The sequence below is a fragment of the Streptomyces sp. NPDC039465 genome, from assembly GCF_055639315.1.
Genome location: NZ_JBVKAP010000015.1, coordinates 12,549 through 34,884 on the forward strand (window position 1 = coordinate 12,549; position 22,336 = coordinate 34,884).

The following is a 22,336-nucleotide window of genomic DNA, read 5'->3' on the forward strand; positions in this document are numbered from 1 at the left end:
AGGGATACGACATGGAGAAGCAGAACGTCACCGTCATCGGTCTCGGACCCATGGGGCAGGCCATGGCCGGCGCCTTCCTGGACCGCGGACACCCGGTCACGATGTGGAACCGCACCCCGGGCCGCGCCGACGGCCTCGTGGCGCGCGGGGCGGTACGGGCGGAGTCCGTACGGGAAGCCCTGACCGCGAGCGAGCTGGTCGTGCTCAGCCTGATCGACTACGACGCGATGTACGCGACCCTCGGCGACGTGGACCATGACGCGTTCGCCGGCCGCGTTCTGGTGAACCTCAGCTCCGACACGCCCGACAAGGCGCGCGCGGGCGCCGCCTGGGCCGCCGTGCGCGGCGCCACCCATCTGACAGGGGGCGTCCTCACCCCGCCCTCCGGCATCGGCGGCGCCGAGTACGCCACCTACTACAGCGGGCCCCAGGAGGCCTTCGACACCCACCGACCGGCCCTGGAGGCGCTCACCCGGGCCGAGTACCGGGGCGAGGACCCAGGCCTGGCGGCGCTGCTCTACCAGCTGAACATGGTCATGTTCTGGACCTCCCTGACCAGCTACTGGCAGGCGGTCGCCCTGGCCGATGCCCACGGCCTGACGGCGGGCGACATCCTGCCGCTCGCCACCAGCGCGCTGGACCTCACGCAGTTCCTGGAGTTCTACACACCCCGCGTCGACGCCGGCGACCACTCCGGCGCCGTGGACCGGCTCTCGATGGGCCTCGCCAGCGCGCAGCACGTCCTGGACACCGTCAGGGACGCGGGCGTCGACGGCACCCTCCCGGCGGCGGTCGTCGACCTCTTCCGGCGCGGGGTGGAGGCCGGGCACGCGGCCGACAGCTGTTCCAGCCTCGTCGAAGTCCTGAAGAAGGCGGCCGCGTAAGGCAGTTGGTTACGGTGGTCGGGTGACCGACGACATCCGATCGAGGATCGACACGAGCAGGCCGCACACGGCACGGATCTGGAACTACTGGACCGGCGGCAAGGACAACTACCCCGTCGACCGCGAGGCGGGCGACCGGATACGGGCCCTGCACCCCGGGATCGGCGACTACGCCCGCGCCGACCGGCTGTTCCTGGGGCGCGCCGTGCGCCACCTGGCGGCGGAGGCGGGCGTCCGGCAGTTCCTGGACATCGGTACGGGGCTGCCGAGCGCCGACAACACCCACGAGGTGGCCCAGCGCGTCGCGCCCGAGTCCCGGGTCGTCTACGTCGACAACGACCCCCTCGTCCTCGCCCACGCCCGGGCCCTCCTGGTCGGCACGCCCGAGGGCAGCACCGACTACCTCGACGCCGACCTGCGCGACGTCGACACGATCCTGGAGCGCGCGGCCCGCACCCTCGACCTCAGCAGGCCCGTCGCGCTGATGCTGCTCGGCGTGGTCATCTTCATCGAGGACGACGAGGAGTCGTACGGCATCGTGCGCCGCCTCATGGACGCCCTGCCGTCCGGCAGCCATCTGGTGCTGTCCCACACCATCACCAGCCCGGCGATGCCGGACGTCGACGCGGCCGTCGTCTTCTGGAACGAACACGGCACGCCCCGGCTCACCCAGCGCACCCCGGACCAGGTCGCCCGCTACTTCGACGGCCTGAAGCTGCTGGACCCGGGCGTGGTGTCGTGCTCCCACTGGCGCCCGGAGGGCGGAGAGCTGCCCGCCGAGGTCGCGATGTACGGGGGAGTGGGCCACAAGCCGTAACAGGCCGCGGCCCGCCCGCCCGGCAACGCGCCGACCCGCCCCCGGCCTCCACGTCCGGACCAATGCGGCCGCCGCGTCCGTGCCGTCCCGCCGCCCGGGGGCGTTCACCGGGCATGGAGCAGTACGACATGATCGGGGCGCGCTTCGAGGAGTCGAAGTCGACCGCCGCCTTCTCCGCCGCAGACACCTTCACCCTGGCCGGCGCGCTCGGTGACGTATCGGACCTGGCCGTCCTCGACCTCGCGTGCGGATACGGGTACAACACCCGGCTGCTCGCCGAGCGCGGCGCGCGCAAGGTGCTCGGCGTGGACATCTCGGAGGAGATGGTCCTGCTCGCCCGGGCCCACGAGGCCCGTCGGCCGCTCGGGGTCGAGTACCTGGTCTCCGACGTGGCCCGGCTGCCGCGTGTCGGCCCCTTCGGGCTGGCCACGGCGGTCTATCTGTTCAACTACGCGCCGAGCCGTGCGGCGCTGCGGGACATGTTCCGAGCGATTCACGCCAATCTCGCCGCCGGTGGCCGTCTGCTGGCGATCGTGCCCAACCCCGCTCCCGTCCCCGAGGACGACTGGGAGGCGTACGGCGTACGCCGGCTCGAGCGGATCCCGAACGGCGAGGCGCCGATGCTGCGCATGGAGTTCCTGACCGAACCGCCCACGCCGTTCCTGCACTACGAATGGCAGCTCGCGGACTTCGAGCGCGCGGCGCGGGACGCGGGCTTCGCCGCGGTGGGGTGGCAGCCGGTGTCTCCGCCGCCACCGGACGGGGAGCGTGACGAGGCGTTCTGGCGGGTGTACCGGGAACGCCCCATCAGCTCGCTGATGACGTGCTCCGTGTGATGCCCCTCAGGGATTCACGGCCGACGTCAGCAGGGCGGGACCGGAAGGCCGCCAAGTAGGCAGCTCCGGCCCCGCCCTGTCGGGCGGTCAGCTCGTCACTGGATGGCCACCATGTAGCCGAGCAGTACGACGGCCACCGCGATGAGCGCGATGAACACCACCGTGGCGGTCGTTCCCCCGGCGTCTCCGCCTCGGCGAGCGGTCGCCCTGTTCTCCACGTTCCCCACTTGTATCTCCTGTGTTGCCCGACCCGTCGTTGGTCGTCGACGGGCGCTTTTCCGTGCAGCTTTCCCAGCTGCGTGACACACAGTAATGGCTACTGGTCCAGACCACATGAGCAGGGGGGTGTCTCGGCCTCACCTTCCCGTCCGCCCCTGAAATCGGGGTGCGCCACCTAGACTGATGGGCGGTGGACTGCCATGAGCCGAGGGGTGGTTGACGGTGCGTAAGGCGTGGGTGGTCACGGGGATCTCCATCGGGGCCTGCCTCAGCTTCGTCGCGCTCCTCGTCGTCGGCACCTACACCGCCGCCGCCGGACTCATCGGCGGCGCAGGCAACGGCAAGAACGGCACGATCGCGCTGGCCAAGGGCGCCGTGCCCGCCGCGTACCAAGGGCTCGTGCAGAAGTGGGGGAACCTCTGCCCGGCCATCAACCCCGCCCTGCTCGCCGCCCAGCTCTACCAGGAGAGCGGCTGGAACCCCCGGATCGTCAGCCCTGCCAACGCGCAGGGCATCGCGCAGTTCATCCCGGGCACCTGGGCGAGCCACGGCATCGACGGGGACAAGGACGGAGACCGCGACGTATGGGACCCGGCCGACGCGATCCCGTCCGCCGCCTCGTACGACTGCGAACTCGCGGGGTACGTGAAGAAGGTGCCCGGCGACCCCACCAACAACATGCTCGCCGCCTACAACGCGGGGGCGTATCGCGTCATCAAGTCCGGTGGCGTCCCGCGCATCAGCGAGACGCAGAACTACGTGCGCATCATCAGGAACCTGGAGAAGAGCTTCGCCCGCCCCGTGGGGCGTGTGGAGCCGTCGCGGCAGGCCGCAGGGGCGATCTACTTCGCGCAGAAGAAGCTCGGCACCAAGTACCTGTGGGGCGGCAACGGAACGCCCGAGCAGGGCGGGCGGTTCGACTGCTCCGGGCTCACGCAGGCCGCGTACCGCACCGTCGGCATCGAGCTGCCGCGTGTGGCCAACGACCAGTACAACGCCGGACCGCACCCCTCGCGCGACGAGCTGCTCCCCGGCGACCTGGTCTTCTTCTCCGACGATCTGACCAACTCACGGGCCATCAGGCACGTCGGGTTGTACGTCGGCGGGGGCTACATGATCAACGCGCCCTACACCGGGGCCGTGATCCGCTTCGACAAGATCGACACGCCGGACTACTTCGGGGCGACCCGGGTGACGAAGGAGGGGGCGGCCGCGCTCCCCACGGGCCTTCCGCAGGCCTGACGCCATATCCGCAGGTCGACCGTCTGACGCACCGTCGGCCGTGGCCGGAACTCTCCGTAAACCCAAGGCCCTGAGCTGCGGCAACGCGTCACTCTTCGATAACGTCATGGTGATTTTCGGTGGAGAGTGGAACGCGGGAGCGGAGCAGATCGTTCCCTGATCTGACCACATCTGACCACGGGGGTTGGAACACTAGGCAAGGGGCAGCAGCAGATGGCTGGACTCGCATCGGATGGTTCGAACCCCGATGTCAGCCTGCTCTACGACATCAACGGGCTGGCGAAGGACGCCCCGACGTGGTTCGACCGCGTCATGGAGTTCGTCGGCGAGTACGGAATCCTGCTCGCGATGGTCCTCGTCGTGCTCTGGTGCTGGTGGAGCGTGCGCCGCCAGGGTTCCCTGAGCGACTCCGTGACCGCCCTCGCCGGTCTCGTCTGGGCGCCGCTCGCCGCCGGTATCGCGCTGCTCGTGAACATCCCGATCCGCGGCTTCGTGGAACGGCCGCGTCCGTTCCTGGACCACCAGGGGCTGGAAGTCCTGGTGGCGGGCAAGACCGACTACTCCTTCGTCAGCGACCACGCCACGATGGCGATGGCCATCGGCGTCGGTCTCTTCGTCGCCCACCGGAAGTTCGGTCTCGCCGCGATCGGTCTCGCCCTCGCCGAGGGCTTCTGCCGGGTCTACATGGGTGTGCACTACCCCACCGACGTCGTCGGCGGCTTCGCGCTCGGCACGGCCGTCGCGCTGCTCCTCGCGCCGCTCGCGCTGGCGCTGCTCACCCCGCTGGTGTCGGCCGTCGCCGGGTCGAAGCTGGCGGGCCGGCTCGTACGGTCCCGTAAGGCGCCCGCCTGGGAGCGGGCCGAGCACCTGGACATCCCCGAGCCGCGTATGGACAGCGGCGAGAACGACCTGGCGGCCTGACCCCCGGCCGACGACCTGGTCCGCCTGAAGACTCAGTCGTCGTCCGTGGCGTGCCCCGTGGCGTCCGTACGTGCCCGGTCGCGGGAGCGGCGTGCCGGGCCCGACCAGCCGCAGCTGCAGCGGGCTATGCAGAACGAGCCGCGTTCGGCGGTCGTGGTCCGGTGGACGGCGGGGGCGCCGTCGGGTGGGGCCTGCTGATGCACCCCTCCACGGTACCCGCCTGCCGGTGCCGTCCGGCGTGACGGGGAGCCCGGGTGGTCGTTATCCGGACGAGCGGTGGTCTCGGGCAAACAGCGGTCACGCGTTGGGGGTTGGCAGGCGATGGTGGTGCAGCAGCACAGGCTCAGGTGCGGGGCGGTCGCTGCGGCCGTCGCCGTGGTGGGGGCGGTGGCCAGCGGGTGTTCCGGTGAGGCCGGCGCCCGGACGGACGCCGCGCCCGGCGGGGACCCGGGGCATACGGTCCGTACGGCGTCGGACGTGCTGGCCAGGGCGGGTACGTCCAAGGCGAAGACGTCCATGGAGATGGCGGCCGGCGGGACGCGGGTCACCATCAGGGGCGAGGGGGGCTACGACTTCCGTCGCGCGGTCGGGCGGCTCAAGGTCGTGCTGCCCAAGGACGCCGCGGGCGCCAGCGAGCACCGCCCGATCACCGAGCTCCTCGCGCCCGGCGCGCTCTACATGAAGAACCGCGGCGCGGGCGTCCCCGCCGACAAGTGGGTCAGGATCGACACCACGACCCTGGAGGACGGCAACCTCGTCACCGGCGGGGCCACCGACCCCGCGGCCGCCGTCGAACTGCTGCGCGGCGCGGGGCAGGTGTCGTACGTGGGTCAGGAGCGGCTCGCCGGGGTGGACGTGTGGCACTACCGGGGGGTCACCGACATCGCCCATGCCGCGCGGGCCGCCTCGCCGCGGGTGCGCGGGGCGCTGGCGGCCGCGGCGAAAGGGTTCGCCAAGGACAGCGTTCCGTTCGACGTGTATCTGGACGCGGAGGGGCGGCTGCGGAAGGTGCGGCACCAGTTCAGCGTCGTGAACCAGGGGCGTACGGTCGCGGTCGCGTCGACGACCCTGCTGTACGGGTTCGGTGCCCCCGTCGACGTACGGCTGCCGGATCGGCGGGACATCTACTCCGGGAAGATCAAGGCCTGATCCGGCCAGAATCATGGCGGCGGCGGGAAGACCGGTGGCCGTGGGCGCGGTGGCCGGAAACAGGTGGCCCGGGCACGGTCCTGTGGGGCCATTCCCGGCCTCCGAAGAATGGTCCGGACGTGCCATGCGCGGAATGTGTCCCGATCCCTACGCTAGGAAGTCGACACCGGCCCGGAAGAGGTGACCGCGCGTGGCTCCGCCCAGTTCGACGACCGTCCAGGACCACGTCGCTCTCGCCGAGATCGAGCTGTGCGGTGAGCTGATGATCGCGGCGTCGTCCGCGGACGGGGAACGGCTCAGCCCGGACCGGATCGACGAGGTGCTCAGGGTGGCGGCCGACCGGCTCGCGGGCCCGGCCCCCCGGCCGACGGAGCGCCGGGGTGGCCCGTCGCACTAGGGCTGTCAGGTCCGCATCATCCGGGCGATGGCCTTGGTGGCCTCCTCGACCTTCGTGTCGATCTCGTCCCCGCCCTTGAGGGCGGCGTCCTTGACGCAGTGCCGCAGGTGCTCCTCCAGGAGCTGGAGCGCGAAGGACTGCAGGGCCTTCGTCGAGGCGGAGACCTGCGTGAGTATGTCGATGCAGTAGACGTCCTCGTCGACCATCCGCTGCAGGCCGCGGATCTGGCCCTCGATCCGGCGCAGCCGCTTGAGGTGCTCGTCCTTCTGCTTGTGGTAGCCGTGCACGCCGTGGTCGTGGTCCTGGGCGTCGTCGGCGGGTGTGCCCTCGGCCACGGTGGCCGCGTCGGTGGCGGGGTCCGTGACCGTAAGGCCGGTCGCCTCGGTGGTCGTCATCGCGTCCTCCCGTTGTCCTGAAAGGGTGTGTATACCCCTCGTGGGTATATGGTACCGATCCCCGTCTACCGCTGCGGGGGCCCGTGCGGAACACTGTGCCTGATGGGCGACACTGAAGGGACGCCGGTTAGCCGTGGCCGGATGATGCGCCTAGCATCAGCCTGACCGAAACCCATGCACCCCGAGGACCCCACGTGCGTTTTCGTCTGACCCCCAGGGAGACGAGCTTCTACGACATGTTCGCCGCGTCCGCGGACAACATCGTTACGGGCTCGAAGCTCCTGATGGAACTGCTCGGGGCGGACTCGTCCGCCAGGGCCGAGATCGCGGAACGGATGCGGGCGGCGGAGCACGCGGGGGACGACGCGACCCACGCGATCTTCCACCAGCTGAACTCCTCCTTCATCACGCCGTTCGACCGCGAGGACATCTACTCCCTCGCGTCCTCCCTCGACGACATCATGGACTTCATGGAGGAGGCCGTCGACCTGGTCGTCCTCTACAACGTGGAGGAGCTGCCGAAGGGCGTCGAGCAGCAGATCGAGGTGCTGGCGCGGGCGGCCGAGCTGACCGCCGAGGCGATGCCGCATCTGCGGACCATGGAGAACCTCACCGAGTACTGGATCGAGGTCAACCGCCTTGAGAACCAGGCCGACCAGATCCACCGCAAGCTGCTCGCGCATCTCTTCAACGGCAAGTACGACGCGATCGAGGTGCTCAAGCTCAAGCAGATCGTGGATGTGCTGGAAGAGGCCGCCGACGCCTTCGAGCACGTGGCGAACACGGTGGAGACCATCGCCGTCAAGGAGTCCTGAGCTTCGTGGACACCTTCGCTCTGGTCGTGACCATCGGTGTCGCGCTCGGTTTCACCTATACGAACGGGTTCCACGACTCGGCGAACGCCATCGCCACCTCGGTGTCGACCCGTGCGCTGACGCCGCGGGCGGCGCTCGCGATGGCGGCCGTGATGAACCTCGCCGGTGCCTTCCTCGGCAGCGGGGTCGCCAAGACCGTCAGTGAGGGCCTGATCGCGACGCCCCAGGGCTCGCGCGGCATGGGGATCCTCTTCGCGGCGCTCGTCGGAGCGATCGTGTGGAACCTGGTCACCTGGTACTTCGGGCTGCCGTCCTCGTCGTCGCACGCGCTGTTCGGCGGCATGGTGGGCGCGGCGCTGGCCGGTGGGACGGATGTGATCTGGTCGGGAGTGGTCGACAAGATCGTCATCCCGATGTTCGTGTCGCCGGTCGTGGGCCTGCTCGTGGGCTACCTGGTCATGTGCCTGATCATGTGGATCTTCCGCAAGGCCAACCCGCACAAGGCGAAGCGCGGCTTCCGGATCGCCCAGACCGTGTCGGCGGCGGGCATGGCGCTCGGCCACGGTCTCCAGGACGCGCAGAAGACGATGGGCATCGTGGTGATGGCCCTGGTCATCGCCGACGTGGAGGACGCGGGCGACCCGATTCCGGTCTGGGTGAAGATCGCGTGCGCGGTGATGCTGTCGCTGGGTACGTACGCGGGCGGCTGGCGCATCATGCGTACGCTTGGCCGCAAGATCATCGAGCTGGACCCGCCGCAGGGTTTCGCGGCGGAGACGACGGGCGCGTCGATCATGTTCGGCTCGGCGTTCCTCTTCCACGCGCCGATCTCGACGACGCATGTGATCACCTCGGCGATCATGGGCGTGGGCGCGACGAAGCGGGTGAACGCGGTGCGGTGGGGCGTCGCCAAGAACATCATCCTCGGCTGGTTCATCACGATGCCGGCGGCGGCGCTGGTGGCCGCGTTCAGCTTCCTTGTGGTGAACCTGGCGTTCGGCTGACGCGGGCGCCGGGGGCCTTTCGGGCTGGGGGTCCGGGGGTCATCCCCCGGGAGATGCAGTATCACGATGCCGGCGGCGGCGCTGGTGGCGGCGTTCAGCTGCTTGGTCGTGAACCTGGCGTTCGGCTGACGACGGTACGTACGTGAATGGGCCCGCCCCCCGGGAGAGGGGGCGGGCCCTTCGCCTTGCAGTGGCACCGCCATGCAGCACCGCAAGGGGCTTTATCCGAAGCGGCCGGAGATGTAGTCCTCGGTCGCCTGGACGGACGGGTTCGAGAAGATCCGCTCGGTGTCGTCCAGTTCGATCAGCTTGCCCGGCTGGCCCACGGCCGCCAGGTTGAAGAACGCCGTGCGGTCCGAGACGCGCGCCGCCTGCTGCATGTTGTGCGTCACGATGACGATCGTGAAGCGCTCCTTGAGCTCACCGATCAGGTCCTCGATCGCCAGCGTGGAGATCGGGTCCAGCGCCGAGCAGGGCTCGTCCATCAGCAGGACGTCCGGCTCGACCGCGATCGCGCGGGCGATGCACAGGCGCTGCTGCTGGCCGCCGGAGAGGCCCGAGCCGGGCTTGTTGAGGCGGTCCTTGACCTCGTTCCAGAGGTTCGCGCCCTTGAGGGAGCGCTCGACGATCTCGTTGAGCTGGGCCTTCTTGTACTTGCCGTTCAGCCGCAGGCCCGCCGCCACGTTGTCGAAGATCGACATCGTGGGGAACGGGTTCGGCCGCTGGAAGACCATGCCGACCGTGCGGCGCACGGCGACCGGGTCGACGTGGGAGCCGTACAGGTTCTCGTCGTCGAGCATCACCTTGCCCTCGACGCGGCCGCCGGGGGTGACCTCGTGCATGCGGTTGAGGGTGCGCAGGAAGGTGGACTTGCCGCAGCCGGACGGGCCGATGAAGGCCGTCACGGAGCGGGGCTCGACGGTCATGGAGATGTCGTCGATCGCCTTGTGGGCGCCGTAGTAGGCGGAGAGGCCGCTGACGTCGATTCGCTTGGCCATGGGAATCACTGCTTCTTTCGTGACCGCGGTCAGCGGCCGGTCTTCGGGGCCTTCCAGCGGGCGATGCCGCGGGCCACCAGGTTGAGGATCATGACGAAGGCGATCAGCACGAGGGCGGCCGCCCAGGCGCGGGAGATCGCGGCGTCGGTGCCGACGGCGTACTGCTCGTACACGTACAGCGGCAGCGAGGCCTGAGCGCCTTCGAAGGGGTTTCCGTTGATCAGCTTCGTACCGAAGACGAGCAGCAGCACGGGGGCCGTCTCGCCGGTGATACGGGCGACCGCGAGCATGACGCCCGTGGTGATGCCGCCGATCGCGGTGGGCAGGACCACCTTGAGGATCGTGCGCCACTTGGGGACACCCAGGGCGAGGGAGGCCTCGCGCAGCTCGTTGGGGACGAGCTTGAGCATCTCCTCGGTGGAGCGGACGACCACCGGCATCATCAGGATGGCCAGGGCCATCGCGCCGGCGAATCCGGAGGGCCCGAAGCCCAGCATCAGATTCCAGGTGGCCAGGATGAACAGGCCCGCGACGATCGAGGGGACACCCGTCATGACGTCGACGAAGAACGTGACGGCCTGGGCGAGCTTCCCGCGTCCGTACTCCACCAGGTACACCGCGGTCAGCAGCCCGATGGGGGCGGCGATCAGGGTGGCGAGGAGGACCTGCTCGATGGTGCCGAGCAGCGCGTGGTAGATACCGCCGCCGACCTCGGCGTCGAGGACGCCGTTCATCGAGTGGGACAGGAAGTACGGGTCGAGGGTCTCCATGCCCTTGCTGATCGTGACCCACGCCAGCGAGAGCAGCGGGATGACCGCGAGGATGAAGCAGACCCAGACGAGGCTGGTGGCGACGCGGTCCTTGGCCTGGCGGCTGCCTTCCACCTTCGCGGTGACGGCGTACGTGCCGACGACGAAGAGCAGCGCGGCGAGCAGGCCCCACTGGATGCGGCTGTGCCAGCCGGCGGCGAGGCCGATGCCGATGCCGGCCGCGATGGAGCCGGCGGCGATGGCGAGCGGGGACCAGCGGGGGAGCCGCGCGTGCCGGAGCGGGTCGTGGCGGACCGCGGTCTGGACGGGCCGGTCCTGAATGGCGTGGCTCATGCGTTGGCCCCCGAGTACTCCTTGCGGCGGGCGATGATCCACCGGGCCGCGCCGTTGACCAGCAGTGTGATGGCGAAGAGCACCAGGCCGGAGGCGATCAGCGCGTCGCGGCCGAACTCGTTCGCCTCGTTGAACTTGGAGGCGATGTTCTGGGCGAACGTGCCGCCGCCCGGGTCCAGGAGGTGCCCGGAGATGACGAAGCTCGGGGAGAGGACGACGGCCACGGCCATGGTCTCGCCGAGGGCTCGGCCCAGGCCCAGCATGGAGGCGCTGATGATGCCGGAGCGGCCGAAGGGCAGCACCGACATGCGGATGACCTCCCAGCGCGTGGCGCCGAGAGCGAGGGCGGCTTCTTCGTGCATCTTCGGGACCTGGAGGAAGACCTCACGGGTCACGTTGGTGATGATCGGCAGGATCATGATCGCCAGCAGGACGCCCACGGTGAAGAGGTTGCGGGCCAGGCCGTCGCTGGACTTGTCGAAGATGTAGGTCCAGCCCATGTACTCGTCGAGCCACTTGTTGAGGCCGTCGAGGTACGGGACGAGGAATATCGCGCCCCACAGGCCGTAGATGATGCTGGGCACGGCGGCGAGCAGGTCGACGACGTAAGCGAGCGGCGCGGCGAGCTTGCGCGGGGCGTAGTGCGAGATGAACAGCGCGATGCCGATGGCGACCGGGACCGCGATGAGCATCGCGATGACGGAGCTGACGATCGTGCCGAAGGCGAGGACGGCGATGCCGAAGACCGGCGGGCTGCCCGCCGGGTTCCACTCGGAGGTGGTGAGGAAGTTCGCGTCGTCCTTGGAGATGGCCAGGGCGGCGCGGTAGGTGAGGAAGATCGCGATCGCGGCCATGATCACCAGGAGGGTGATACCGGACCCGCGGGACAGACCGAGGAAGATCTTGTCGCCGGGGCGGGCCGTGCTCTTGGACCGAGGGGCTTCCGCGTCGGTGCCCTTCGGGGGTGGTGATGTGGTTGTCGTAACCATCGAACTCTCCGGTCTGCGGAGCCCGGGGGCTCCTGGCGGCGGTGCACCGGATGCCGGGGCCGGCCCGTCAGGGGTGCTGGACGGGCCGGTCCCGGCCTGGGATCAGGACAGGGTGGGGACGATCTCGCGGACCTTGGTCGCGATCTCGGCCGGGAGCGGCGCGTAGCCGGCGTCCGAGAGGACCTTCTGGCCCTCGTCGCTGACGGTGTAGTTGAGGAACGCCTTCAGGGTCGGCAGGGTCTCCGCCTTGTTGCCCTTGTCGCAGGCGATCTCGTACGTGACCAGGATGATCGGGTAGGCGCCCTCGGCCTTGGTCTTGTAGTCGAGGGACAGGGCCAGGTCGTTGCCGGTGCCCTTGATCTTGGCGGCGGCGATGGCCTTGGAGGCGTTGGCCGTGGTGGCCTCGACCGGGGCGGCAGCACCGGTGTTCAGCTTGACCGTCGAGATCTTGCTGGCGGTCGCGTAGGACAGCTCGAAGTAGCCGATGGCGCCGTTGGCGTCCTTGACCGCGGAGGCGACGCCGGAGGAGCCGTTGGCGGCCTGGCCACCGGGGGCGGGCCACGACTTCGACTTCGGGTCGTGCTTCCAGTCGGCCGGCGCGGCCTCGCTGAGGTACTTGCCGAGGTTCTGGGTGGTGCCCGACTCGTCGGAGCGGTGGAAGGCCTGGATGGAGGTGTCCGGCAGCTTGACGCCCGGGTTCAGCTTGGCGATCGCCGGGTCGTTCCACTTCTTGATCTTGTCGTCGAAGATCTTGGCGATCGTGGGGGCGTCGAGGACGAGGTTGTCCACGCCGTCCAGCTTGTAACCGATGGCGATCGGGCCGCCGACCATCGGGAGGTTGATGCCCTTGCCGCCCTTGCAGATCTTCTGCGAGGCCGCGACCTCCTCCTCCTTCAGCGCGGAGTCGGAGCCGGCAAGGGCGACCTGGCCCTGGTTGAACTTGGTGATGCCGCCGCCGGAGCCGATGGCCTGGTAGTTGACCTCGACACCTTCACAGGCGGCCTGGAAGTTCTTGACCCACAGGTCCATGGCGTTCTTCTGCGCGGTCGAGCCGGCCGCGAGGAGCTGGCCCTTGGCGCCGTCGCACTTGATGTTCGAGGCGGCGGTGGTCTTCTTGTCGCCGTCCTTGGTGCCGGTGTTGTCGTCCGAACCACACGCCGTGAGGACCAGGGCGCCGGAGACGACGAGGGCACCGATCGCAGTGGCGCGAAGCCCGTTCTTGCGCGAAAGCTTCACTTTCGGGTGTTCCTTCCAGAAGCCGCCTGCCGTGAACCTGAATGTCCTGGCCGTTGTACGGCGGCGTGTGTCGGGGTGTGTGGTGCAGCGCATCCACGTGCACCGTGTACGGCCGAAATTAGGCAGATCAGGTGAAGCCGCCGACGGAGGAGAGTGAACGGAGAGTGAACCGTGCCGTAAGGCGCGGTGCGGCAGCGCCGGAGGGGGACGTCCGGGCGGGTGGTTTCAGGCTGCCGCGAGGGCTCTGAGCAGGGCATCGACCAGAATCCGGTCTCGGGGCTGGGTCAGTCGGTCGCGGGCGGCCGCCGGGGGGAGCCACAGGAGGCGGTCGACCTCGGTGGTGGGTGTGAAGGTGCCCGTACCCGCCTCGGCGGCCCAGTAGACGACCTCCTTGTGGCGGCCGTTCGCCACATAGCGGGTCGTGGGGAGGCGGGCACCGAGCACGCACGCGTGCCCGGTCTCCTCGCGGACCTCGCGTACGGCGGCGGTGGCCGCGTCCTCGCCGCGCTTCAGCTTGCCCTTCGGGTGCGACCAGTCGTCGTACTTGGGCCGGTGGACCAGGCAGATCTCGGTGCCCCCGGACCCGTACGGCGAGCGGCGCCACAGCACGCAGCCCGCCGCCAGGACCGTGCCGTCCCGGCCGGTGATCATGGCACCGAGACCGTCGCCCGCCGCCACGTGCGCTGGAAGGCGAACCGGGCCGCCTCGACGTCATGGCGCTGGTCGGCGTGGAGCACGCCGAGGGCGTAGGCGGTGGCCGGGGCGATCCGCGGGGTGCGGGCGGCGGTGGCCGCGGCCGCCGCCGCCTCGGCCGCGTCGCGGTGCCGGTCCAGGGCGTGGCCGGCCTCGCGCAGGGCGGGGTCGGGGTCGGTGGTGGTGCGGACCTCCTCGGCGTAGCGGTGCAGCCGCAGCAGCAGCCGTACGTGGTGCCAGGGCGCGTCCTGGGCCTCTCCGGCGCCGGCCGCGCCCAGGCCGTGGACCAGGGCCTCGGCGTTGTACGGGTGGGCGGCGCGGCCCAGGGGCAGGGCGGCGACCGCGTCCAGCAGGCGCCTCTCGACCGTCTCGGCGGGCGCGTCGAGGACCTCGAGGGCGGGCGCGGCCGCGGCGGGGCCGAGCGGTACCTCGGAGGCGAGGACCGCGACGGCGTCGGCGACCGCGTGGAAGCGGGAGGAGCCCAGGGCTTGGAGCGCCGCGGAGTGCGCCCGCGTACGGGCCAGGGTCAGCTGGCGCTCCAGGAGTGCTCCGGCGCGCGCCGCGCCCACGGTCAGGCCGCCGCCCGCGGACGCGGTGCCCCGGGCGGCGGGCACGGGACCGGTGCCCGACAGGCGGGACAGCGCGTCCAGCAGGCGGACGAGCCGGGCGGTGCAGGCGTGCTCCAGGGCGAGCGTGCCCGACAGCCAGGCGAGCTCGGCCCGCAGCTGGTCCGACCACGCCGTGTCGAGGAGCGGCCGGAAGGTGTGCAGGGTTCCGCTGATCCGCCGGGCCGCGCAGCGCAGCGCCTGGGCGGCCTCGGCGGCGCCGGCCGTGTCGACGCCGGCCTCGGCGTGCAGGCGCAGGCTGCGCAGGAACGCGGCCGCCTGGGTGTGCAGGTAAGGCGCCAGGACCTCCCCCGCGGTCACGTCCCGGGTGTATTCAGGGCTGTGCACGCCGGCGCCTCCGCGCGTCTATGAGCATCGCCTGGACGTGCCGCAGCGGCTGGCCCTCCGCGTCGGTGGAGTGCCGCGTCCAGTTGCCGTCCGGGCCCAGGTGCCAGGACGTGGTGGTGTCGGACATCCCGGTGTCGAGGAGCCGGGTGAGGGCGGCCCGGTGGGCCGGGTCGGAGACCCGGACCAGGGCCTCTATACGGCGGTCCAGGTTCCGGTGCATCATGTCGGCGCTGCCGAGCCAGACCTCGGGTTCGCCGCCGTTGCCGAAGGCGAAGATCCGGGAGTGCTCCAGGAAGCGGCCGAGGATCGAGCGGACCCTGATGTTCTCGGAGAGGCCGGGGACGCCGGGGCGTACGGCGCAGATGCCGCGGACCCAGACGTCGACCTGTACGCCGGCCTGGGAGGCGCGGTAGCAGGCGTCGATGACCGCCTCGTCGACCATCGAGTTGACCTTGATCTTGACGTAGGCGGGCCGCCCGGCGTGGTGGTGGGCGACTTCCTTGTTGATCCGGGTCACGAGCCCGTCGCGCAGCGACTTGGGGGCGGTCAGAAGCCGGCGGTAGGTCTCGCGGCGCGAGTAGCCCGACAGGCGGTTGAAGAGGTCGGAGAGGTCGGCGCCGACCTGCGGGTCGGCGGTGAGCAGGCCGAGGTCCTCGTAGAGCCGGGCCGTCTTGGGGTGGTAGTTGCCGGTGCCGACGTGCGAGTAGCGGCGCAGGGTGTCGCCCTCCTGGCGGACCACCAGCGAGAGCTTGCAGTGCGTCTTCAGGCCGACCAGACCGTAGACGACGTGGCAGCCGGACTCCTCCAGCTTCCGCGCCCATTTGATGTTGGCCTGCTCGTCGAAGCGGGCCTTGATCTCGACGAGGACGAGGACCTGCTTGCCGGACTCGGCCGCGTCGATGAGGGCGTCGACGATGGGGGAGTCGCCGGAGGTCCGGTAGAGCGTCTGCTTGATCGCGAGGACGTCCGGGTCGGCGGCGGCCTGTTCGAGGAAGGCCTGGACGGAGGTGGAGAAGGAGTCGTACGGGTGGTGCAGCAGGACGTCCCGCTCGCGCAGCGCGGCGAAGATGTCGGGCGCGGACGCGGACTCGACCTCGGCCAGGTCGCGGTGGGTGCCGGCGACGAACTTCGGGTACTTCAGCTCGGGCCGGTCCTGGGCGGCGACTCCGAAGAGCCCGGTCAGGTCCAGCGGCCCGGGCAGCGGGTAGACCTCCGACTCGGACACCTTCAGCTCGCGGACGAGCAGGTCGAGGACGTACGGGTCGATGGACTCCTCGACCTCCAGGCGGACCGGCGGGCCGAAGCGGCGCCGCATGAGCTCCTTCTCCAGGGCCTGGAGGAGGTTCTCGGCGTCGTCCTCCTCGACCTCCAGGTCCTCGTTCCGGGTCACCCGGAACATGTGGTGGGCCAGCACCTCCATGCCCGGGAAGAGCTCTTCCAGGTGGGCGGCGATGACGTCCTCCAGGGGGACGTACCGCTGGGGGGAGGCCTCCAGGAAGCGGGTCAGCAGCGGCGGGACCTTCACCCGGGCGAAGTGGCGGTGGCCGCTGACCGGGTTGCGTACGACGACGGCCAGGTTGAGCGAGAGGCCGGAGATGTACGGGAAGGGGTGCGCCGGGTCGACGGCGAGGGGGGTGAGGACCGGGAAGATCTGCTGGCGGAAGAGGGTGAACAGGCGGGCCTGTTCCTTTTCGGTCAGCTCGGGCCAGCGGATGAGGTGGATGCCTTCGTCGGCGAGGGCGGGGGCGACGTCCTGCTGGAAGCAGGCGGCGTGCCGGGCCATGAGCTCGCGCGAGCGGGTCCAGATCAGGTCGAGGACCTCGCGGGGCTGGAGCCCGGAGGCGGAGCGGGTGGCGACTCCGGTGGCGATGCGGCGCTTGAGGCCGGCCACCCGGACCATGAAGAACTCGTCCAGGTTCGAGGCGAAGATCGCGAGGAAGTTGGCCCGTTCGAGGAGCGGGGTCGCGGGGTCCTCGGCGAGTTCGAGGACGCGCTCGTTGAAGGCCAGCCAGCTGCGCTCACGGTCGAGGAAGCGGCCTTGGGGCAGCTCGGCGCCGTAGCCGTCGGCCTCGTAGGAGTCGAGGTCGGCGTCGATCTCCGGCTCCAGGTCGGAGACCGGGTGCGGGGAGACGGTGGGGGCGCGGTGCGCGGCTATGGACCCGACGGACGGCTGGGTGGCGGGCTGTGCGGAGGACTGGACCGGGACCTCGGCGGGCTGCTGGCTCATGGCCCCATTCTTCCGCGCGAAGGGGTGGTCGGGCGCGTCGGAGCGGGCCGTGGTGGAGGGAAGTCTCCCTTTGGGGAGGGCTGGCACGGCGGGCTTCATTCACCGAGCGTTGCAAGCGTGTCTGAATGGCCGGTAACGGTGACATGACGTGCGGGATATCGAGGCGGGCCCGGGAGGTGGGTTTCCCGGGCCCGGCAGGCTACGCGTGGCGGGCGCGCAGCACCTTGAAGGCGGCGACGAGCACGAGGGCCGTCAGCGCGAGGACGATACCCGTCTCGATGAGCTGGGTGGGCCAGAAGTGGGAGGCCGGGTGGTAGTCGACGTACTGGGCGGCGATGTCCACGTCGGACCGGCAGATCCCGTTCTCGTTGAGCGGCTCGGGGCAGTACCAGCCGGGCAGCCGCTGCCCCGAGGTGCTGATCAGCCCGGAGTCCACGTACATGCCCATGTCGGGTACGAGGAGGGTCGGGCCGTACGGGCCGGTGACCGTCCGTACCGCCAGGAAGTCCCAGCGCACCGCGGTGAGCACGAGCAGCACCACGCCCAGGACCACCCCGGACACCGCCATGGCCACCACGGTGCGCCGCACGAGCTGACCGACGAGCGCGCCGACGGCGACGGCGAGCAGGCCGTACGCGACGAGGACGGTGCCGGTCGCTTCGTACGTACCCCGCTCGTCCCAGGTGAACAGGTACTCGTTCGCCACCCGGGGCAGGCCGAGTGCGTAGACCCCCATCAGCGCGAGCGTGCCGACGGCCGTCACGGCGGCCGCCATGACCAGCTTCGAGGCGAGCCAGCGGCTCGCCGTGACGGACTGGGTCAGGGCCAGTTTGTACGTCCCCGATTCCAGCTCGCGGGCGACCATCGGGCCCGCGACGAACACGCCGACGAGGAGCGGGAGGAAGGTCATGCCCAGGGCGAAGTACTCCATGCCCCACCGCAGCAGCGTGTGGCCGTTGTCCTGGTTGGTGCCCGGGATGCGGGAGTCCCACAGCATCAGGCCTCCGACGCAGACCAGGCTCAGGAGCACGACCGCTCCGACGCTCCGCAGCGCCTTGCGGTGCTGGCGAACGACGACCCAGCGGGGGCCGGTCAGGGAGAGGAGGGTGCTCACGCGGCGGCTCCTTCGGTCAGCAGGGTCGGGGCCTGGGGGGAGCGCAGGTGGGCCAGGAGCAGCTCCTCCAGGGTGGGTTCGGAGGTCTCCCAGGGGCCGTCGACCGGGCCTTGGGCGCGGATCAGGGCGGTCAGCTGACGGCCCGTCGTGCGTGATTCGACGACGGTGTGCGGGGCGAGGTCGGCGACCGGGCCGGTGAGCAGGGTGTGGGCGGCGAGGAGGTCGTCGATGGGGCCGCCGAGGCGGATGTGGCCGCCGTCGACGAGGAGCAGATGGTCGCAGGCGCCTTCGAGCTCGGTGAGGATGTGCGACGACATCACCACGGACGTGCCGTGTTCGGCGGCGTCGGCCATGAGGGCGCCCATCAGCTGGTGGCGGGCGAGCGGGTCGAGGTCGGCCATCGGCTCGTCCAGGAGGAGCAGTTCGGGCCGTTTGGCGAGCGCGAGGGCGAGCGCGACGCGGGTGCGCTGGCCGCCGGAGAGGGCGCGGACGCGCGTGTCGGGGTCGAGCCCGCCGTCGGTGACGATCCGCCGGGCGAGGGCTGCGTCCCAGCGTCCGGGGTTGAGTTCGGCGCCCATGCGCAGGGTCTCGTCGACGGTGAGCTGGGGGTAGAGCGGCTTGTCCTGGGCGACGTAGGCGAGCTGGTCGCGGCCGGGGGCCCGGATCGCGCCCTCGGTGGGGCGCAGGAGCCCGGCGGCGAGGGCGAGCAGCGTGGACTTTCCGGCGCCGTTGGGGCCGACGAGGGCGCAGACGCGGCCCGCGGGGAGCTGGAAGGAGCAGTCCCGCAGGGCCCAGCCCCGTCCTTGTGCCCGTCCTCGTCCGTAGCGTTTGCCGAGGCCTTCCGCCTCGATCACCAGCTCGTTCATGCGGTGTCCCCCTTGAAGTGTTCGTCGAGTACGGAGGTGAAGAGCGCGGCCACGTCGTCCCTTTCCAGGCCGGCCGCGCGGGCGCGGCGGGCCCAGTCGGTGAGCTCGTCGTGCAGGGGCGAGTCGGCGGGCGCGCCGCCCAGGGACTTCCGTACGAACGTGCCCAGGCCGCGGCGGGCCTCGACGAGGCCCTCGCGTTCGAGTTCGCGGTAGGCCTTGAGCACGGTGTTCGGATTGATGGCGGTGGCTTCGACGACCTCGCGTGCGGTGGGCAGCTTGTCGCCGGGCTCCAGCAGGCCCAGGCGCAGGGCCTGTTTGGTCTGCTGGACGATCTGGAGATAGGTGGCGACGCCACTGCGCCGGTCGATGCGGTACTCGACCACGATCCTTGCACCACCCTTTCACTAATTGAGTAGTGAAAGGGTGGTGCAAAAGAGGGGGCGGTGTCAACCGCCCCCTCATTCAAGGTTTGTTCGGGGCCCCGATCAGGACTCCGTGCGGACCCGGATCAGGACTCCGTGCGGTACATCAGGTCCACCTCGTGGGTCACGAAGCCCAGCCGTTCGTAGACCGTCAGCGCGGCCACGTTGTCCGCGTCCACGTACAGCATCGCCGTCGGCATCCCCTGCGCCGCCAGGTGGCGCAGCCCGATCGCCGTGAGCGCCTTGCCCAGGCCCCCGCCCTGCGCCTCCGGCAGGATCCCGACCACGTACACCTCGCCGAGCTGCTTCTCGGCGTGCACCTTCGTCCAGTGGAAGCCGACGATCTGCCCGTCCGACTCCCGGACGGCGAGGAAGAAGCCCTTCGGGTCGAACCACGGCTCGGCCTTGCGGTCGTCCAGGTCGCGCTGGGCCAGCGAGCCCTGCTCGGGGTGGTGGGCGAAGGCCGCCGCGTTGGCCGCGAGCCAGGCCTCGTCGTCCTCGCCGGGGACGAAGGTCCGGATGGTGATGCCATCCGGAATCACCGGCTCCGGAATGTCCAGCGGACTCAACGGGCGGCGCAGCTGACGCAGTTCACGGAAGAGGGTGAGCCCGAGCACCTGCGCCAGATGGCGGGCCGCCGACTTCCCGCCGTGCGCCCACACCCGCAGCCGCTTGCCCGAGGCGCCCAGCAGCGCGGAGCCGAGCGCCCGGCCGTGGCCGCGGCCGCGGTGCGCCGGATGGACGACCAGCTCGGCCGCCGGCGCCTCCACCGGGTCGGTCTCCTCCAGCTGCGCGTACCCGAGGAGTTCGAAGCCGACGGTCAGCAGGAAGTGCCGCACGCCCTCGCGCCGGCCGCCCCGCATGTACAGCCGGCCCTGCTCGGAGACCGGCTCCATGCCGTCGGCCCGGGCCGCGGCCGCGAGCAGGGTGTTCACCTGCTCGATCTGCTCCGGGTCCAGCTCGTCGAGGGTGCGGATCTGCCGTCCTGGCTCAAGGGCTGCTGGTGCGTCAGTCGTCATACGTACGAGCGTACGGCGGCAGGGCTCCGCCCCGAGGGCGACCGGGCCCACAGCAATGGCAACCAGCTCGTAACCCGCGCCCCCCTGTTGCGCTACGCGCGTTGACTCTAGGCTGCGCTGGCTACACAAGACTCACGCTGAACTCACGAGGGGACAGATGTCAGCGACACCGCAGAAGAGCCGGGCCATTCGGCGCCTGCTCGCCGCAGCCGCCGGGCTGACCACCGTCGGCGCCCTGGTCGCCGCGATTCCGAACGCCGGTGCCGACGACCGCGGTCCTGGTCAGGCAGCCGCGAAGGGGCGGACGGTCGACGTCCAGCTGCTCTCCTTCAACGACCTGCACGGCACCCTGGAGGAGCCCCAGGGCTCCTCGGGCAATGTGCAGGAGCGGCAGCCCGACGGCACGGTCAAGGCCGTCCCGGCCGGCGGTATCGCCAATCTGGCCGCGCACCTGCGGGAGGCCCGGCAGGGCAACGAGTACTCCATCACGGCCGCCGCGGGCGACATGATCGGCGGCAGCCCGCTGCTGTCCGGTCTCTTCCACGACGAGCCGTCCATCGAGGCGATGAACAAGCTGAAGCTCGATGTGACGAGCGTCGGCAACCACGAGTTCGACGAGGGCCGTGCCGAGCTGCAGCGCATGCAGTACGGCGGCTGCCACCCGAAGGACGGCTGCTACGAGAAGGACGAGAACGGCGAGGAGAAGATCTTCTCCGGCGCCGCCTTCCCCTATCTCGCCGCCAACGTGACGGTCGAGAAGACCGGCCGCCCGCTGCTGCGCCCGTACTGGGTGTGGAACCACAAGGGCGTCAAGATCGGCTTCATCGGTGTGACCCTGGAGGGCACCCCGGACGTGGTCACCGCCGAGGGCGTCAAGGGCCTCAAGTTCGGCGACGAGGTCGAGACGATCAACAAGTACGCCAAGGTGCTCGAGAAGCAGGGCGTGAAGTCGATCGTGGCGCTGGTCCACGAGGGCGGCGCGCCGACCTCGCCCGCGTACAACTACAACTGCGACAGCCCCGGCCCGGGCGACGGCATCTCCGGCCCGATCGTGGACATCGCCAAGAAGGTCACCCCGCAGGTCGACGCCTTCGTCACCGGGCACACGCACCAGGCGTACGCGTGCAGCATCCCGGACCCGTCGGGCAAGCCGCGTACAGTCACCTCCGCCGCCTCCATCGGCCGGCTGTACACCGACACCACGCTCACCTACGACCGCAAGACCAAGGACATCGTCCGCACGAGCGTCCGGTCGATGAACCACGTGGTCACCCGCGACCCGGCGAAGGTCGAGAAGTTCGCCCCGGACATGCCGCTGCTGATCGACCGGTGGAAGACGCTGGCCGCCCCGATCGCCAACCGGCCCCAGGGCTACATCTCCGCGAACATCGACGGCCGCGGCTCGACGGCGTACGAGAAGCCGCTCGGCAACCTGATCGCGGACGCCCAGCTGGAGGCGCTCGCCCCGGCCGACAAGGGCGGCGCGCAGATCGCCTTCATGAACCCCGGCGGAATCCGCTCGGACCTGGCGTACGCCAAGTCCGGTGACGAGGCGGTCGACGGCATCGTGACGTACGGCGAGGCCTTCACGGTCCAGCCGTTCACCAACATGATGAACATCGTCGACCTCCCCGGCTCGCAGGTCATCGCCGCGCTGAAGCAGCAGGTCAGCGGCGCCAACGAGGCCTCGATCCGGATCCTGCAGGTGTCGAAGGGCCTCACCTACACCCTCGACCTGACGAAGACCGGTGCGGACCGTGTGGTCACCGACTCGATCAAGCTGAACGGTGTCGCGATCGACCCGGCGAAGACCTACCGCGTCGCGATGAACGAGTTCCTCGCGGGCGGCGGCGACGGCTTCCCGGCGCTGGGCACCGGCACCAACAAGCTGGTCGGCGCCTCCGACCTGGACGTCTTCAACGCCTACCTGGCCGCGCACTCCACCCCGAGCGCCCCGCTGGCGCCGCCGGCGACGGGCCGGATCACGGTCGTCAAGTAGCCCACGGAGCCGGGTGAGCGCTCCTGGCACATGTCCGG

At 70.4% G+C, this 22,336-nt stretch carries 24 protein-coding genes; 10 read left to right on the forward strand and 14 right to left on the reverse strand.

The window, feature by feature from the left end:
- Positions 1-11 precede the first annotated feature (11 nt).
- The 3 genes from ACZ7LT_RS32640 to ACZ7LT_RS32650 all read left to right on the forward strand — a co-directional run bounded on the left by ACZ7LT_RS32640 (position 12) and on the right by ACZ7LT_RS32650 (position 2,537).
- Positions 12-884, forward strand: a complete 873-nt coding sequence (locus ACZ7LT_RS32640; protein ID WP_471239720.1) for an NAD(P)-dependent oxidoreductase — start codon at positions 12-14, stop codon at positions 882-884.
- A gap of 22 nt (positions 885-906) precedes the next feature.
- Positions 907-1,701 (forward strand): SAM-dependent methyltransferase, encoded by a 795-nt coding sequence (locus ACZ7LT_RS32645; RefSeq protein ID WP_471239721.1) that lies wholly within the window; start codon positions 907-909, stop codon positions 1,699-1,701.
- Positions 1,702-1,814: 113 nt separating this feature from the next.
- Entirely contained in the window at positions 1,815-2,537 is a 723-nt protein-coding gene (locus ACZ7LT_RS32650; protein WP_471239722.1) for a class I SAM-dependent methyltransferase, read from the forward strand.
- 95 nt (positions 2,538-2,632) lie between these two features.
- Here the strand turns inward: ACZ7LT_RS32650 and ACZ7LT_RS32655 are convergent, their stop codons facing one another.
- Complete coding sequence (locus ACZ7LT_RS32655) at positions 2,633-2,764, reverse strand: hypothetical protein (RefSeq protein WP_471239723.1); 132 nt, start codon at positions 2,762-2,764, stop codon at positions 2,633-2,635.
- 214 nt (positions 2,765-2,978) lie between these two features.
- On the opposite strand from ACZ7LT_RS32655, the gene ACZ7LT_RS32660 reads away from it, so the two are divergent.
- A complete protein-coding gene (locus ACZ7LT_RS32660; protein WP_471239799.1) occupies positions 2,979-3,998 on the forward strand; it encodes a C40 family peptidase in 1,020 nt (339 codons plus the stop codon).
- Between the two features lie 213 nt (positions 3,999-4,211).
- Positions 4,212-4,919 carry a phosphatase PAP2 family protein gene (locus ACZ7LT_RS32665; protein WP_471239724.1) on the forward strand — a complete coding sequence of 236 codons (708 nt, stop codon included), beginning with the start codon at positions 4,212-4,214 and terminating at the stop codon, positions 4,917-4,919.
- Positions 4,920-4,951: 32 nt separating this feature from the next.
- Here the strand turns inward: ACZ7LT_RS32665 and ACZ7LT_RS32670 are convergent, their stop codons facing one another.
- Positions 4,952-5,122 (reverse strand): hypothetical protein, encoded by a 171-nt coding sequence (locus ACZ7LT_RS32670; protein ID WP_471239725.1) that lies wholly within the window; start codon positions 5,120-5,122, stop codon positions 4,952-4,954.
- 118 nt (positions 5,123-5,240) lie between these two features.
- On the opposite strand from ACZ7LT_RS32670, the gene ACZ7LT_RS32675 reads away from it, so the two are divergent.
- Both ACZ7LT_RS32675 and ACZ7LT_RS32680 read left to right on the forward strand, forming a co-directional pair.
- A complete protein-coding gene (locus ACZ7LT_RS32675; RefSeq protein WP_471239726.1) occupies positions 5,241-6,068 on the forward strand; it encodes an SCO4651 family lipoprotein in 828 nt (275 codons plus the stop codon).
- A 190-nt stretch (positions 6,069-6,258) separates the two neighbouring features.
- Entirely contained in the window at positions 6,259-6,465 is a 207-nt protein-coding gene (locus ACZ7LT_RS32680; RefSeq protein WP_471239727.1) for a hypothetical protein, read from the forward strand.
- 5 nt (positions 6,466-6,470) lie between these two features.
- Here ACZ7LT_RS32680 and ACZ7LT_RS32685 read toward each other — a convergent pair whose 3' ends face one another.
- On the reverse strand, positions 6,471-6,860 hold the full coding sequence (locus ACZ7LT_RS32685) for a metal-sensitive transcriptional regulator (protein ID WP_471239728.1): 390 nt from the start codon (positions 6,858-6,860) through the stop codon (positions 6,471-6,473).
- A 194-nt stretch (positions 6,861-7,054) separates the two neighbouring features.
- On the opposite strand from ACZ7LT_RS32685, the gene ACZ7LT_RS32690 reads away from it, so the two are divergent.
- Positions 7,055-7,675, forward strand: a complete 621-nt coding sequence (locus ACZ7LT_RS32690; protein ID WP_189204381.1) for a DUF47 domain-containing protein — start codon at positions 7,055-7,057, stop codon at positions 7,673-7,675.
- Positions 7,676-7,680: 5 nt separating this feature from the next.
- The gene (locus tag ACZ7LT_RS32695) at positions 7,681-8,679 is read left to right on the forward strand and encodes an inorganic phosphate transporter (protein WP_471239729.1); all 999 of its coding nucleotides are present in this window, start codon (positions 7,681-7,683) and stop codon (positions 8,677-8,679) included.
- 221 nt (positions 8,680-8,900) lie between these two features.
- On the opposite strand, the gene pstB is transcribed toward ACZ7LT_RS32695, so the two are convergent.
- From pstB to mshD, 11 genes are all read right to left on the reverse strand, one after another.
- On the reverse strand, positions 8,901-9,677 hold the full coding sequence (gene pstB, locus ACZ7LT_RS32700; protein ID WP_471239730.1) for a phosphate ABC transporter ATP-binding protein PstB: 777 nt from the start codon (positions 9,675-9,677) through the stop codon (positions 8,901-8,903).
- A gap of 29 nt (positions 9,678-9,706) precedes the next feature.
- A complete protein-coding gene (gene pstA, locus ACZ7LT_RS32705; protein ID WP_471239731.1) occupies positions 9,707-10,780 on the reverse strand; it encodes a phosphate ABC transporter permease PstA in 1,074 nt (357 codons plus the stop codon).
- Positions 10,777-11,769 carry a phosphate ABC transporter permease subunit PstC gene (gene pstC, locus ACZ7LT_RS32710; RefSeq protein ID WP_471239732.1) on the reverse strand — a complete coding sequence of 331 codons (993 nt, stop codon included), beginning with the start codon at positions 11,767-11,769 and terminating at the stop codon, positions 10,777-10,779. Before pstC ends, pstA begins: the two co-directional genes overlap by 4 nt.
- Before the next feature lie 102 nt (positions 11,770-11,871).
- Complete coding sequence (pstS, locus tag ACZ7LT_RS32715) at positions 11,872-13,005, reverse strand: phosphate ABC transporter substrate-binding protein PstS (protein WP_471239733.1); 1,134 nt, start codon at positions 13,003-13,005, stop codon at positions 11,872-11,874.
- A gap of 225 nt (positions 13,006-13,230) precedes the next feature.
- Positions 13,231-13,656: an NUDIX hydrolase gene (locus ACZ7LT_RS32720; protein ID WP_471239734.1), complete on the reverse strand. Its 426-nt coding sequence runs from the start codon at positions 13,654-13,656 to the stop codon at positions 13,231-13,233.
- Positions 13,653-14,651, reverse strand: coding sequence for a CHAD domain-containing protein (locus tag ACZ7LT_RS32725; protein WP_471239735.1), 999 nt, complete (start codon positions 14,649-14,651; stop codon positions 13,653-13,655). Before ACZ7LT_RS32725 ends, ACZ7LT_RS32720 begins: the two co-directional genes overlap by 4 nt.
- Positions 14,638-16,878, reverse strand: coding sequence for an RNA degradosome polyphosphate kinase (locus ACZ7LT_RS32730; protein WP_471239736.1), 2,241 nt, complete (start codon positions 16,876-16,878; stop codon positions 14,638-14,640). Before ACZ7LT_RS32730 ends, ACZ7LT_RS32725 begins: the two co-directional genes overlap by 14 nt.
- A 199-nt stretch (positions 16,879-17,077) precedes the next feature.
- Complete coding sequence (locus ACZ7LT_RS32735; protein ID WP_471239737.1) at positions 17,078-17,992, reverse strand: ABC transporter permease; 915 nt, start codon at positions 17,990-17,992, stop codon at positions 17,078-17,080.
- Positions 17,989-18,858 carry an ABC transporter ATP-binding protein gene (locus ACZ7LT_RS32740; RefSeq protein WP_471239738.1) on the reverse strand — a complete coding sequence of 290 codons (870 nt, stop codon included), beginning with the start codon at positions 18,856-18,858 and terminating at the stop codon, positions 17,989-17,991. The genes ACZ7LT_RS32735 and ACZ7LT_RS32740 overlap by 4 nt, the downstream gene beginning before the upstream one ends.
- Positions 18,855-19,241: a GntR family transcriptional regulator gene (locus tag ACZ7LT_RS32745; protein ID WP_471239739.1), complete on the reverse strand. Its 387-nt coding sequence runs from the start codon at positions 19,239-19,241 to the stop codon at positions 18,855-18,857. Before ACZ7LT_RS32745 ends, ACZ7LT_RS32740 begins: the two co-directional genes overlap by 4 nt.
- A 125-nt stretch (positions 19,242-19,366) precedes the next feature.
- A complete protein-coding gene (gene mshD / locus ACZ7LT_RS32750; protein ID WP_471239740.1) occupies positions 19,367-20,299 on the reverse strand; it encodes a mycothiol synthase in 933 nt (310 codons plus the stop codon).
- A gap of 157 nt (positions 20,300-20,456) precedes the next feature.
- Between mshD and ACZ7LT_RS32755 the strand changes: the two genes are divergently transcribed.
- A complete protein-coding gene (locus ACZ7LT_RS32755; RefSeq protein ID WP_471239741.1) occupies positions 20,457-22,298 on the forward strand; it encodes a bifunctional metallophosphatase/5'-nucleotidase in 1,842 nt (613 codons plus the stop codon).
- Positions 22,299-22,336 lie beyond the last annotated feature (38 nt).

Coding starts and splice junctions, on each gene's coding strand:
- ACZ7LT_RS32640 (WP_471239720.1), top strand. CDS start 12: ATGGAGAAGCAGAACGTCACCGTCATCGGTCTCGGACCCATGGGGCAG.
- ACZ7LT_RS32650 (WP_471239722.1), top strand. CDS start 1,815: ATGGAGCAGTACGACATGATCGGGGCGCGCTTCGAGGAGTCGAAGTCG.
- ACZ7LT_RS32665 (WP_471239724.1), top strand. CDS start 4,212: ATGGCTGGACTCGCATCGGATGGTTCGAACCCCGATGTCAGCCTGCTC.
- ACZ7LT_RS32675 (WP_471239726.1), top strand. CDS start 5,241: ATGGTGGTGCAGCAGCACAGGCTCAGGTGCGGGGCGGTCGCTGCGGCC.
- ACZ7LT_RS32685 (WP_471239728.1), bottom strand. CDS start 6,860: ATGACGACCACCGAGGCGACCGGCCTTACGGTCACGGACCCCGCCACC.
- pstB (WP_471239730.1), bottom strand. CDS start 9,677: ATGGCCAAGCGAATCGACGTCAGCGGCCTCTCCGCCTACTACGGCGCC.
- pstA (WP_471239731.1), bottom strand. CDS start 10,780: ATGAGCCACGCCATTCAGGACCGGCCCGTCCAGACCGCGGTCCGCCAC.
- pstC (WP_471239732.1), bottom strand. CDS start 11,769: ATGGTTACGACAACCACATCACCACCCCCGAAGGGCACCGACGCGGAA.
- ACZ7LT_RS32720 (WP_471239734.1), bottom strand. CDS start 13,656: ATGATCACCGGCCGGGACGGCACGGTCCTGGCGGCGGGCTGCGTGCTG.
- ACZ7LT_RS32730 (WP_471239736.1), bottom strand. CDS start 16,878: ATGAGCCAGCAGCCCGCCGAGGTCCCGGTCCAGTCCTCCGCACAGCCC.
- ACZ7LT_RS32740 (WP_471239738.1), bottom strand. CDS start 18,858: ATGAACGAGCTGGTGATCGAGGCGGAAGGCCTCGGCAAACGCTACGGA.
- mshD (WP_471239740.1), bottom strand. CDS start 20,299: ATGACGACTGACGCACCAGCAGCCCTTGAGCCAGGACGGCAGATCCGC.
- ACZ7LT_RS32755 (WP_471239741.1), top strand. CDS start 20,457: ATGTCAGCGACACCGCAGAAGAGCCGGGCCATTCGGCGCCTGCTCGCC.